14 protein-coding genes are annotated in these 12,156 nt (G+C 49.4%); 5 read left to right on the top strand and 9 right to left on the bottom strand.

Features of this window, described 5'->3' with window-relative positions:
- Nucleotides 1-29 precede the first annotated feature (29 nt).
- Together QXT02_RS02760 and QXT02_RS02755 are read right to left on the bottom strand one after the other, a co-directional pair.
- Entirely contained in the window at nucleotides 30-701 is a 672-nt protein-coding gene (locus tag QXT02_RS02760) for a YqaA family protein (RefSeq protein WP_342811794.1), read from the bottom strand.
- Nucleotides 702-768: 67 nt separating this feature from the next.
- Complete coding sequence (locus QXT02_RS02755; RefSeq protein WP_342811793.1) at nucleotides 769-1,677, bottom strand: NAD-dependent epimerase/dehydratase family protein; 909 nt, start codon at nucleotides 1,675-1,677, stop codon at nucleotides 769-771.
- Between the two features lie 74 nt (nucleotides 1,678-1,751).
- On the opposite strand from QXT02_RS02755, the gene QXT02_RS02750 reads away from it, so the two are divergent.
- Nucleotides 1,752-3,170, top strand: a complete 1,419-nt coding sequence (locus QXT02_RS02750; RefSeq protein ID WP_342811846.1) for a B12-binding domain-containing radical SAM protein — start codon at nucleotides 1,752-1,754, stop codon at nucleotides 3,168-3,170.
- A gap of 3 nt (nucleotides 3,171-3,173) precedes the next feature.
- Nucleotides 3,174-4,271 carry a glycosyltransferase gene (locus QXT02_RS02745; RefSeq protein ID WP_342811792.1) on the top strand — a complete coding sequence of 366 codons (1,098 nt, stop codon included), beginning with the start codon at nucleotides 3,174-3,176 and terminating at the stop codon, nucleotides 4,269-4,271.
- A 14-nt stretch (nucleotides 4,272-4,285) separates the two neighbouring features.
- Here the strand turns inward: QXT02_RS02745 and QXT02_RS02740 are convergent, their stop codons facing one another.
- On the bottom strand, nucleotides 4,286-4,990 hold the full coding sequence (locus QXT02_RS02740) for a glycosyltransferase (protein WP_342811791.1): 705 nt from the start codon (nucleotides 4,988-4,990) through the stop codon (nucleotides 4,286-4,288).
- Nucleotides 4,991-5,019: 29 nt separating this feature from the next.
- On the bottom strand, nucleotides 5,020-6,174 hold the full coding sequence (locus QXT02_RS02735) for a glycosyltransferase family 4 protein (protein WP_342811790.1): 1,155 nt from the start codon (nucleotides 6,172-6,174) through the stop codon (nucleotides 5,020-5,022).
- Nucleotides 6,175-6,266: 92 nt separating this feature from the next.
- On the opposite strand from QXT02_RS02735, the gene QXT02_RS02730 reads away from it, so the two are divergent.
- Both QXT02_RS02730 and QXT02_RS02725 read left to right on the top strand, forming a co-directional pair.
- Nucleotides 6,267-6,458, top strand: a complete 192-nt coding sequence (locus QXT02_RS02730) for a hypothetical protein (RefSeq protein ID WP_342811789.1) — start codon at nucleotides 6,267-6,269, stop codon at nucleotides 6,456-6,458.
- A 59-nt stretch (nucleotides 6,459-6,517) separates the two neighbouring features.
- Nucleotides 6,518-6,919, top strand: coding sequence for a metal-dependent hydrolase (locus tag QXT02_RS02725; protein WP_342811788.1), 402 nt, complete (start codon nucleotides 6,518-6,520; stop codon nucleotides 6,917-6,919).
- Here the strand turns inward: QXT02_RS02725 and QXT02_RS02720 are convergent.
- Both QXT02_RS02720 and QXT02_RS02715 read right to left on the bottom strand, forming a co-directional pair.
- On the bottom strand, nucleotides 6,888-7,937 hold the full coding sequence (locus tag QXT02_RS02720) for a flippase-like domain-containing protein (protein ID WP_342811787.1): 1,050 nt from the start codon (nucleotides 7,935-7,937) through the stop codon (nucleotides 6,888-6,890). The genes QXT02_RS02725 and QXT02_RS02720 overlap by 32 nt on opposite strands.
- A 78-nt stretch (nucleotides 7,938-8,015) precedes the next feature.
- The gene (locus tag QXT02_RS02715) at nucleotides 8,016-8,441 is read right to left on the bottom strand and encodes a DUF371 domain-containing protein (RefSeq protein ID WP_342811786.1); all 426 of its coding nucleotides are present in this window, start codon (nucleotides 8,439-8,441) and stop codon (nucleotides 8,016-8,018) included.
- Between the two features lie 49 nt (nucleotides 8,442-8,490).
- Here QXT02_RS02715 and QXT02_RS02710 point away from each other — a divergent pair, with 49 nt between their 5' ends.
- Complete coding sequence (locus QXT02_RS02710; protein WP_342811785.1) at nucleotides 8,491-9,150, top strand: protein-L-isoaspartate(D-aspartate) O-methyltransferase; 660 nt, start codon at nucleotides 8,491-8,493, stop codon at nucleotides 9,148-9,150.
- On the opposite strand, the gene fen is transcribed toward QXT02_RS02710, so the two are convergent.
- From fen to thsB, 3 genes are all read right to left on the bottom strand, one after another.
- A complete protein-coding gene (gene fen, locus QXT02_RS02705) occupies nucleotides 9,147-10,175 on the bottom strand; it encodes a flap endonuclease-1 (RefSeq protein ID WP_342811784.1) in 1,029 nt (342 codons plus the stop codon). The two genes, QXT02_RS02710 and fen, sit on opposite strands and share 4 nt — an antisense overlap.
- Before the next feature lie 86 nt (nucleotides 10,176-10,261).
- Nucleotides 10,262-10,465 carry a DNA-directed RNA polymerase subunit K gene (locus QXT02_RS02700; RefSeq protein WP_342811844.1) on the bottom strand — a complete coding sequence of 68 codons (204 nt, stop codon included), beginning with the start codon at nucleotides 10,463-10,465 and terminating at the stop codon, nucleotides 10,262-10,264.
- An 11-nt stretch (nucleotides 10,466-10,476) separates the two neighbouring features.
- Nucleotides 10,477-12,135 carry a thermosome subunit beta gene (gene thsB / locus QXT02_RS02695; protein WP_342811783.1) on the bottom strand — a complete coding sequence of 553 codons (1,659 nt, stop codon included), beginning with the start codon at nucleotides 12,133-12,135 and terminating at the stop codon, nucleotides 10,477-10,479.
- Nucleotides 12,136-12,156: the final 21 nt, after the last annotated feature.

The raw sequence follows: 12,156 nt of genomic DNA, 5'->3' as shown, positions 1-12,156 counted from the left end.
TCACTGGAATCATTTAAAGGATTTCCAAATTAGCAGCACTGACCCGATGTCGGCGCGTACTTTTCGGCCAGCTTTACCCAGTCAATTTTGAAGATCACGATGATGATCAAGACCAACAAGATAGATATCAAAATGGTAAGGGGCAAATCACCAGACAATTCTCCCACTGCCTTGCCCACAACCCCGATAATGAAGACCATAGAAAACTTACCAGCAACACAGGCAGCCAAGGTCCTCCAAGGACTGTATCGCATGAGCCCCAACGGGATAAAAATCAAGTCATCGGGGAGCGGGGTAAGCGCAAAAACAAACACGGCAATTGGTCCGAATCTCCTGAAAATTCTCAGCATCGCATCCATCTGGTTGCGACGCTTTTCCCCCAGCACATTCCTACCCAAGAATCCGAGGAGATATCCTACCATTTCCCCAACTGCCGAGCCAGCACCGGCGGCTAAGGTGAAGAGGAGAGGGTCAAAGGCCGGCGATATCGCCAATAAAACCACTGTGTAGGGTATAGGGATAATTATCGAGCTGGTTCCGATAAAACTTAACAGGAAGATACCAGGATAACCAATGCTTCTCCAGAAATCACTGGGGAGATTGGTGGTGTAGGCGGCCAACAGTGAAAAACCGAGGCCAACGATAACAACACCAACTATTGCTGTCAGCTTTCTATGCCGGTGCAGCCAGTTTTTATTCAACAACGAACCCCAACATTGCTTTGGTGGTCTTCCTCTAAACCTACTACCATCACTAAATTAGCTGGTTTTATCCTTCCACCGCGACTAGTCTTTTGATGCCTTCCTCCAGGGTCACGGTTGGCTCGTATCCTAGTAGCTTCCTTGCCTTGGTCAGATCGGCACAAGTGTGGTAAACATAGTTTTTCACCGGATTGGGTACATAAATGGGGTTTATCGATTTTCCCAGCGCTTTGTTGAGCAACTCGATCACACGGTTGAAGCTCGTCTGCTTGCCGGTGCCGACGTTTATCACTTCACAGCCCAAATCAGAATTGGCCGCTTTAAGACAGGCCCGCACCACATCACTGACGTGGACAAAATCGCGCGTCTGTTCGCCATCACCGTAAATCTCAGGGGACTTATCCTCGCGCATGGCCCAGAGAAACTGGGAGACGTTGTTCGCATATTTGCCCTTGGCGCGCTCGTGTGGACCATAAACCGAGAAGAACCTCATGCCCACCGAAGGAATGCCATAGAGCTCGTGATAAACCCGGGCCAAGCGCTCCATGGCAATTCTGGCCTCGGTGTAAAAATCAAAAGGTTCGGATATTCTGTCCTCACGATGCGGCGTTGGACAGCCTCGGTACAGGCTGGAGGTGGAAGCATAAACTACCTTGGCCCGGTTTCTCCTCGCCAGCTCAAAGACGTTGATAAAGCCACGAATGGCTTCCCCGACCAGCAGCGGGTTGTCGCGATACATCGGAGAGCTAGATGGGATCCCGAGGTGGAATATCTTCTTCACCTCCGGAAGTTTCAGTTCCAAAAGCCGCTGGCAGGAGGCCCGCACTATCTGCACCTGCTTTTCTACAGCTCTTAAATTCTCCAGCGACCCGGTAGAGAAATCGTCCAAAACGATGACATCCTCACCTGACCTGACCAGCTCCTCAACAAGATTCGAGCCGATAAACCCCGCACCACCTGTAACCAGAACTTTCATCTGTCCCACCTATCCCTTTAACCTGATAAATTTAACCTAATCTGGATATTAATTCAGGTTGTGGATATTTGAAGATGGTCTTGATAAATTCCAATACTGGGGAGAAAGAGCGGATTGAAAATGAAGCGGCTTGGCCTCCTCTAGGTCTGCTTTATTTAGGATCGGTGCTGCAGATGGATGGTCACGAGGTCAAGATCATAGACAACGCTCGAGAAGGATCACCTGTGGAGAGGCTCGCGGACCGCGTAAAAAGTGAAAAACCGGACATCGTGGGAATAAGCGCTCTGACGCCCACATTTAGGCAAGCCATCAAAATCGCAAAAGCAGTGAAAGAAAAAAATCCTGAAGTGAGGCTCATCTTTGGAAATTATCAATCCACTTTTGAGTACAAGAGGTTGCTGGAAAATTATTCCATCGTTGACTTCGTTGTTCTCGGCGAGGGCGAAAGAACCCTCACAGAACTGGTCCGGGCCCTTGAAAAGGAAAATGAAATAAAACGGATAAAAGGCATCGCTTTCAGGAAGAAAAATAGGGTGATAAAAAACCCGCCTGAGGAACCAATTCAGGACTTGGACAAGCTACCATTCCCCGACCGATCGCTGTTGGAACAGGAGTATCATTCGGAGCTGGTCGGACTACTTGGCACCTCAGGAAAATTCACCACCCTGCTCTCATCCAGAGGCTGCCCCTATGCCTGCCGGTACTGCGCCTGCTCAGCATTTTCCCTCAGAAGGGTTAGATTCAGGTCCCCGAAAAACGTTGCCGCGGAGATGGAGCAACTTTACAGCCAAGGGTATGAGGAAGTTGGCTTCGTGGATGATAACCTGCTCCTCAACAGAAAGCGCGTCGAAAAAATCTGCGAAATTTTGAGGACCCGCAAGGTAAAGCTTAACCTTTGGGCGGAGGGGCGGGTTGATCAGGCGTCTGAAGAGACTTTGAAGAAATTGTCCCGCGCCGGGTGTCGGACTATTTACTTTGGAATTGAGAGCGCCAGCCGAAAGGTTCTGGACTATTATGGAAAAAATATAACTCCGGAGATGAGCAGAAAGGCGGTCTCAAACGCCAAGAAAGCAGGGATTGAGAACGTCATTGGCTCCTTTATCGTCGGGGCACCCATTGAAACGAGAGAAGACGTCAGAAAAACCTTTGATTTTGCCCTCAGCTTAAGGGAAATGGACTTTCCCCAGATGAACCTTCTAAACCTCTCGCCCGGAATGGAGCTGTGGAACCGAGCTGTAAAGGATGGTCAACTGGACGAGGGAAAGTACTGGGATGCCGCCGTACCTGCTGTCAGTGTCCTCCCTTCCCTTCTCAACGAAGGAGAACTGAATGAAATGGTGAACGGATTTTATCAAGAATTTATCGAAAGACCAAGCTACCTGATCTCACAGATATGGAAAACCTTAAAGAGCGAATACCGGATGAAAATTCTGCTGGCCAACCTCCGCTCGGGAAGAGGGCTGAAATCAATCAAACAGCTGTGGGGGGGATAAAACATGCGCATAGGCTTCTTTACGGACACCTTCCTACCACAGAAAAATGGTGTGGTGACCTCGCTGTTAAGCACAGGACCCGAACTGATTAGACGTGGGCATGAGGTCTTCATCTTTTGCCCCAAGACTAAGGTCAGGGAATGCGGGGGGATGAAAGTCTATTCCTATCCAGCGGTAACCTTCAAGCCCTATCCTGAGTTCAGAATTGCGGTGCCTCAGGGAAGAGAGTCGGTGCCCAAGCTGGACATCATCCATAGCCACTCTCCATTCACGATGGGTTTCTTCGGGTGGCGGGTCTCCAATTTCCAAAAAATTCCCCGCGTTACGACCTTCCACACCCTGCTCTCGGAATACGTCCGATATGTGGCACCACTGGGTAAAAAAATAATGGAAAAAGTCATCTGGAAATATTGTGAAATTTTTTACAACAAGCAGAAAGGGATCATTGTCCCGAGCCGTGCGTTAAAGAGCGTCTTGGTCTCCCACCACATCAAAAAGACCATTTCAGTCATACCCACAGGGATAAACACCAACTTTTTCAGGCCAGAAAAAAAGGAAACCGCCCGGGAATCGCTGGGACTGGATGATGGTGAAAAAATCTTCCTGAGCCTAGGGCGACTAAGCCACGAAAAAAATATAGATATCATCATCCGCGCTTTTGTTGAGGTTGATGGTAAACTGATCATTGCGGGTCGAGGTCCAGCCGCTGAAAAGTTGAGAAAATTGAGGGACAAGCTCAAGCTTAAGAAAAAGGTCCAATTTACTGGTTATGTTCCGGAAAAGCTAAAGCCCCTTTACTATTCGGCCGCGGATGCTTTTGTCATAGCCTCAACTGGGGAAACTCAGGCTTTGGTGGTGGTGGAAGCAATGGCCTGCGGGTGCCCAGTGATCGGTGCCAACTCGCTCGCAATACCTGAGATTATAAAAGATGGGAAAAATGGCTACCTCTTTAGCCCTGGAAACATCGCGGAGCTGGCGCAAATCTTAAACTCCTATGAACCGTCCCCCAAAATGCAGACTCAGGCGATAAAAACTAGCGAAAAATTTTCCGTAACCGAATGCACGAAAAAACTTGAGAAGTTCTACCAAGCCCATCTTTGATTTGTTCGGTTGGGTCACCTAAAACTGCCGTATTTCGTGGGGTTTCTGCCGCTCAGATAATGAACCGTGACCTTGGCCCAGTCAAGAACCAGCCCCATTAACCCCAGCTTCTCCAACCTTCTCCTCGATGTTCTTACAACAATCTTCCTAAGAAAGACTACCCTGCCCTTCTTGGAAATTCTCCGACACAGATCGAAATCCTCAGAGGCCACCAGCTGCTCATTGAAACCCCCAACCTCAAAAAACGGGTCTCTCTTGTAAGCGACACAAGTTCCCGCAAGAAAGGGGCCTAAAAAAGCAAAAGAAGCTAGTACCAAAAGGTTGAAAAAGTAAAAGATGAGTTCAACCAAAACCCCCTTGAAGTGGGGCATAATCAAGCCTCCAGCTCCGACGACCTCAGGATTCTTGAAAGCGCGAATAACCTCATCCATGAATTGCTTGGTTATAAGAGTATCCGCGTCCAAAAAAACGATGATTTCTCCGGTGGCCATCTTTGCGCCAAAGTTTCTCGCCTGCGCCACATTACCAACCTTGTGATAGACCCTCGCATACTGGGCGGCTATTCTGGCTGTGTTGTCTGTGGAGCCACTATCGACAACAATGATCTCAGCTTCAGGGGCTACGCAACAAGCATTTTCCAATGTCTGGGCAATCAGCCTCTCCTCGTTTAGGGCCGGGACCACTATCGTTATCTTCGGTTTTTCAGACAGTTGATACACAAAAAATCACCTTTGAAAAAATGCTAACTTCAACCCGATTCCTCAAGATAACTCCGATAGCTTTGTTCAACCTTTTCAGCAATCAGATCAAAGTCGAAGTACTTCTCAACCCGTTTACGGGCATTTCTGGACATTTTTCTCCTGAGGTTCTTATCCCCGATGAGCCTGTTAATGGCCAAAGCAAGTTCATTGGAACTTCTAGGACTCACCAAGATTCCACAGTCACTGGTGACGACCTCAGGAATTCCGCCGACATTCGTGGCGATTATGGGACAGCCACAGGCCATTGCCTCAATCAAGGTTATCCCGAAAGGCTCCCAGAGGGAAGGAAGTACTGAGAAATCACTGGCAGAGTAATATTTAACCAACTCTTCATCCGTCAGATGACTGGTGACAAACTCAACCTTTTTATCTACGCCCAATTTTTTAGCCAAAGATTTTAGCTCACCGAGGCATGGGCCCCGACCCACTATCACAGCCTTGTAGTCTTCCTCAATATCCTTGATGGCGGCAATGAGATAGTTGACCCCTTTCTGCGGTAGCAACCTGCAAACGGTCGTGGAAAGAAACTCACAGCCCAGCTTGTCCTTAAGACTTGAATCTATCCGCCTGAACCTCCGGGTGTCAACTCCGTTGTAAATTATCTCTGCCTTCTCCCGAGGATAATCCTTGGGCAAGGTTGTCTCCAGCGTCCACCGGCTGTTGGCGAGAACCCGGTCACAACTTCGAATTATCCTATGTCCAATGTAATCATCAAAAAGCTGCCCTAGAAAATCAGTCTCCTCATTTATGCCCACAGGCCTAGCATTGTGAAGGGTGATAAAAAGTGGTGCACCCAACGATTTCTTCCACAGCACCATGGATGAATAGCTCAAAAAGAATCTGTTGTGGATGTGGACCACGTCAGGCCTTTCCTTTTCACAGATCCTGAGAATGTTGCGGCGAAATGAGATCGGTATCGCTAGGGGTGGCGGTAAAAATGGAGGTAGCTTCTCCAGGACGATGCTCTTTATCCGGTAAACCTTGGTTCCTTCGATAATCTCGAACTCGGGATTGTTCCCAAACTTTGAGGATATCACGCTCACGGAATTCCTCCTAGCCAGCCGCTTGCACAGATCGTAAAGGTATTTCTCAGTACCGCCCTGATACGGATAGTAAAACGGGTTAACGTGTAGAATTCTCATCCCTACCGCTAAATTCATCTGGATGGGTGCTTAAAGAGATGACGCAAAAGTCATTAAATCAAAACACGAAGTTTAAAAAGGTTGGATCAGGTATGAGGGTCAAACTCAGGAAATGGATGCGCGAAAATGCCGGTTACGTTGTCATCTGGATCTTCATGGGTCTAACCCTGCTAGCGCTGGTGATACGGGAAATAGGAATCTACACGCTGGTAGTAATCGCGCCCTTTCTGCCGCCGTTCCTCATAGCCATGATCAAGATGGCCAAGGAGCTGAGAAAACGTTAATAGGACACGTTTCCATCCCACTAATCATCTACGGCCTTTTCTCAGGGAACATCAATCTGGTGGCCTTACTCATCGGAAGCGGTTTTCCTAACTTTGACGTCTTCCCAACGCTGCTGAGGAAGAAAACCCCTAAAAACCCGATCAATGAAACCCATGCCTCCACAATCCTGCACACTATCTTTCTTTACTTGATAATATTGCCGTTCCTCTATCTGGGGCTAAGCGCCATCGGCTGGAGCAACAGCTGGAATATTGCCATTTCATTTTCTCTGGGCGGAATAATCCACGTTTTAACCGAGTCCTTCGATGAAAAGGGAAGGCGCCTCCTTTACCCGCTAAGCAAAAAGTTCTACGGAATCAGGGTGCTACCCTATGACTTCTGGACCTATCTGACCGACAAAAAGGTCCTAGCGCTGGAGGGCGGGCTTTTCATCGCGGCCGTTTTGCTCTTGATATTCTAGCATTGCCCTGCTTTATCCCTAAATAGGAAATTGCACCTGCCCCCAATATTGTGCTGAAAACAAGGGTTATCGCCCTCTCGATCAACGTGGCGCTTATTGCCACTTGAAGCGGGACACCGAAAAGAAGGAAAACGGACAAAATCGTGGCATCCACTGTGCCCAATCCCCCAGGGAGCACGGGTATCAATCCCACAAGCGCGGGAAGGGTCAAGGCAAAGAACAACATCGGGAGAGAAGGCATGTAGCCAAAAGCCTGGAAGATGAAGTATAACCTAGAAATGGCCAATGCTATGATGGTGACAGTAAGAACAGTGATGCCAAAGATCGTTCTACCGTCCTTTATGATTTCCTCGGAACTCCGATAGAACCTCTTTATGCTGCGCTCCAATCCCGCCTTTTTCACTTTGCGATGAAAGATCTTCGCCAGTTTTGAGGTCACCCTAGCTATCCGCTTGGCACCTGTGGCACTTGATAACACATGGAAGAAGAAAACGCTCCATCCAACTAAAAAAAACAGCCAGACTAGAAAAACGAAAATCCCATACCAAAGATCAAACTGTTTCAGGGAAATTAAAAATCCGAAGATCAACAGCGAAACATATACCGGCAAGTCCATGATGTATTCCGACAGAATCGTGGCAAAGCCGCTTGAATAAGGCACATTTTGGGTTCTTCTAAGAATATAAGCCCGAGCAATCGGATCTCCGCCTGCGTAGGTGAAAGGCGTTATGTTGTTTATGAAAATTCCGCCCAAAATGATGACATAGATGCTCCTGATCGGAACTATGTACCCTGACGTAGCGAGAGTCAGACGCCAACGCAAAGACCAAAACAACAATCCGAATAAATACGTGAAAACCGCCAGTAACAGGAAAAAAAGATTAGCCCGGTATAGGGCCCACAGCATCGAGTCCAAGTTTTCCCGCAACAACAAAAAAGCCGCTATTACTGTCAGCAAACACAAAAGTATGAAAACTGAGATCGACCTCTTGTTAAAAAAACCAAGCCTTTTTTTCATCAATTTCACACATCAACAAAACGAACTGAAATAACTTAAATATTACTTGCCAAGGTTCAACTGGGTTGAAACTGGAAATCAAACGCGGCCAATGCTAAAGATTATCTCCATCTCTAACTCGGTCGTTGGCTTGCGAAGAGACGCCACTAGTTCTCTAGACAGATCCGCGGCCGCCTTGTTGGCACCAACCGCTAAAGTCCGGCTGCAGATAAACCGACTCTTTCTCACCACAATATCAGTTGGATGGCTGAGGGTCAACAACGGATGCCCCCAAGCTCTGACCTCGTCATAAAACCCACCGGCCCTGAGCCTGATGATAACCGGCCCTCCTAGCATCGCCAGCCTCTTCAGCTTGAGATCCAGCTCCGCAGCGGATCTATCCGCGCGCACCCCAATGACACAATCTCCCCTAGGGCCAAGCGTTTCATCCTTGGTGATCATAAAAGTTGTCCGGTGCTTCGCGGTCACCATCGGATGGCCCCTCGCCTTGAGAACCCATCTCATCTGACCACGACCTAATTTAAGAAGCAAGGAAAAATATTACTTTGATCGAATGTTGGACCGGGAGAGAGAGGAATTAGTCGAAAGGTTGATTAAATGGGGTTATCTGACCAAACCTAATGTCATCGCTGCCTTCAGGAAGGTACCCCGACACGAGTTCATACCGGACAGCGAAAGAAGCTACGCTTATTATGACCAACCGCTGCCCATTGGAAAAGGCCAGACCATCTCTGCCCCCAGCATGATAGCGATTATGATGGAAACGCTGGACCTGTCCCTGGGAATGCGCGTGCTGGAGATCGGCGCTGGCTCAGGATACAACGCTGCCCTTATCGCCGAGGTAGTTGGAAAAAAGGGGGTTGTGGTCACCGTGGAAAGAATCAAGGAACTCGCGGAATTTGCCGAAGAAAACCTGAAAAAAACGGGGTACGGCTGGGTGAAAGTGGTGATCGGTGATGGCTCACTTGGCTACGAAGAGGGCGCCCCATGGGATCGTATTTTGGTAACCGCCTGCGCCCCTGAGTTGCCGAGGCCGCTGATAAAACAGCTAAAGATCGGCGGTAAATTGGGTGCTCCGGTGGGTAGGGATTATATGTTTCAAACTTGGACCATTGCAGAGAAAACCGAGTCGGGAGAAATCTCAATCACCGAACACGGTGGCTGCTCCTTCGTGCCCCTCATTGGAAGATGCGGCTGGAACAAGGAAGACTAGCTAAACCACTTCTCCAGCTTGGCCTGTCCCCGCTCCAACTTGCCCTTAGTCAACTTATCTATTCCCGACCGCACCCTCTCCTCAGAAAAATCATATTCATCACAGAGGAATTTTTTAATGGCCTCAGGATCGGGATCACCCCAGACCAAGCTATAGTTGGTAGTAACATCTGGTCTTAGAAAAATTTCCCTGACCTCAAGCGGGTCAACCTCAAACTTTTTGCCCAGCTCAGTCTTGAGAATCTCCACCATCGAACCATATTTTTTGACCAGCTCCAGCGCTTTCTTAGGTCCGATGCCCTTGATGCCTTCATTGTAATCCGTCCCCACCAAAATCCCAATGTCGACCAACTGCTCCCGAGTTATTCCAAGCTCCGCTAGGACCTTTTCCAGCTCGATGATCTCAGGATAGACCTCGGTATAAGCATCCTTACCTGGAAGCTTTCGCCTGCCCGTGATGGCCAAGTTCCGAACCAGCCTTGGCGCACCAAAGAGCAGACTGTCAAAATCCTGGCTTGCCGCTGCCCAAGCATCACCACGTTGAACCATGAGCGCCGCCTGAGCCTCACCCTCACCGGGAGCTTGCACCCAAGGAAGCCCCATATAACTCAAAAGCTCCTGCGTCTGCTTTATCATGGCGGTGTCTAAACGGCCCGCTCTCTGGGCGAACTTTCTGGCATCCTGTATCCTTCCCTCTTCCAGCGCCTTTTTCCACTCGCTTTCTGCCTCCAGCCTCACCAGCTGGCGCTGCTCGACCGTCAGACGCTTCAGGGCCGGTGGCTTTCCATCAAAGACATAAACTGGTCTGATCCCGGCCTCGACAAAATTGGCCGTCCTGTAGAAGATCCCAGAAAGATGTGAGGTTATGCGGCCTCTCGAGTCCCGCAACAGCTCGCCGTCGCGCTGCCTGATTATGGAAAGGAATTGATAGAGGGAGTTCAGGGCATCTATGGCAATTATCCTGCCGCTCAAGCTTTCCAGTTCAACCTTCTCCCGGGAAACTAAATCGCCAAGCTGCACTCCCATCTTGGCACCAATTAAAGCTCACATTCATTACTTAAAATCAAAACTGGTAAAAAACTGGTTAATTGTGAAATAAAAAGGGATCATTATTACGCAGCTCTGGTCTCTCCAGGAAGCCTTCTCACCACCGTAATCGGAATCGCATCCCTTTCGTATTCATACATGGCAATATCGATTGGGTCAACTAAGTTCTTCGGCAACTCAACTAAAACAGGGGCGCCCATCTGTATCTGAAGCGCCCTAGCTCCAATAATGCGGGCCTTTTCAAAGCGAGTGTGTTTTTTGTGGAGAATGGGATGGCCCCCTACATCTCTGGCATGCCACCCATCTCAGGGCCAGCTCCCTTCTCTTTCTCTTTTTCTTTCTCTTCTTTTTCCAGCTTTCCTGCGGCGATAACGTCGTCTATTCTAAGGATCATCTCGGTGACTTCAGTTGCGGATTTGATTGCCTGGATCTTGACCCTTAGTGGTTCCACTATCCCCTTCTCGAGAGTGTTCAAGACCTTGCCGCTGATGACATCAACACCCACATTCTTTCCATCGCTCTTCTCATGGGCTGCCCTAAGTTGCACCAAGATGTCGATGGGATCCATCCCTGCGTTTTCAGCCAAAGTCCTTGGGATCACCTCGATCGCATCGGCAAAAGCATTTACCGCAAGAGCCTCGCGGCCGCCAACGGAATCGGAATACTCCCTAAGTCCTTTGGCCACCTCTATCTCGGGGGCTCCGCCACCACCGACTATCTTTCCGTCCTCAATGGCCGCTGAAACCACTGAAACCGCGTCATGTACTGCCCGCTCGACCTCATCGACGACGTGCTCGGTGCCACCCCTAACCAGAATGCTCACTGATCTCGGATCCTTACAGCCCTCAACAAAAATCATCTCATCACCTGCAATCTTTCTCTCCTCCACCAGCTCCGCTGTGCCCAAGTCCTTGACGGTGAGATCCTTGATGTTAGTCACACAGTTGCCCCCGGTGGCGCGGGCTAGCTTCTCCATATCGGACTCCTTCACCCTTCGAGCCGCCAAGATTCCGGCCTTAGCCAAGTAGTGCTGGGCCACATCGTCGATACCCTTCTGGCAGAAGACAACGTTGGCGCCGACGCTCTTTATCTGGTCAACCATCTCCTTCAGCATGCGCTGTTCCTCATCGATAAACTTTTTGAGCTGCTCAGGGTCAGTAATGTTAATCTTGGCATCCGTCTCGGTCTTTTTGACTTCTAGAGCAAGGTTCAGCAGAGCGATCTTGGCATTTTCCACCCTCTTCGGCATGCCGGGGTGAACCACCTCTTTGTCGAGAACTATTCCTTTGATCAGCTGAGTGTCGGCAGAGCTGCCCCCAGTTTTCTTCTCAACCTTGATGTTATCGATGTCCGCCTCAATTTTGCCGTCGACTTCCTCAACTATCTGTTTGACTGCTTTCACGCAGAGTTCGGCCAGCTTATCGCCGTGCATTTCCGAGCCCTTGCTGCTCATTGATGTCTTGGCAATCTGCTTGAGAATCTTGTCGTCATCCTTGGAGACAGGAGTTGCCATCTTCTCCAGGATCTTCTGAGCCTGCTCGGCTGCCAGCCTGTAGCCGCTGACGATGACCGTCGGATGGATATCCTGCTCAAGTAGCTCCTCCGACTTCTTCAACAGCTCTCCGGCCAACACCACCGCTGTTGTGGTGCCATCTCCGACCTCGTCCTCTTGTGCCTTTGAGACCTCGACCATCATCTTTGCGGCCGGGTGCTCAACATCCATTTCCTCAAGAATGGTGACGCCGTCGTTAGTTATGGTGACGTCACCCAAGTTATCAACCAACATCTTATCCATTCCGCGTGGGCCCAAGGTCGTGCGGACCGACTCCGCTATGACCCTCGCGGCCATTATGTTCATACGCTGGGCATCTCGGCCCAGGTACCGCTGAACTTTTTCCGGCAGAATGAGTATTGGTTGTCCTCCTAACTGACTCGCCATAAAATCCCTCCCATTAATTAT

Source organism: Hadarchaeum sp. (SeqCode) (genome assembly GCF_038871235.1).
Lineage (GTDB): Archaea > Hadarchaeota > Hadarchaeia > Hadarchaeales > Hadarchaeaceae > Hadarchaeum.
Note: the sequence above shows the minus strand (reverse complement) of the source record. Positions and strands in the feature narration are given on the sequence as shown.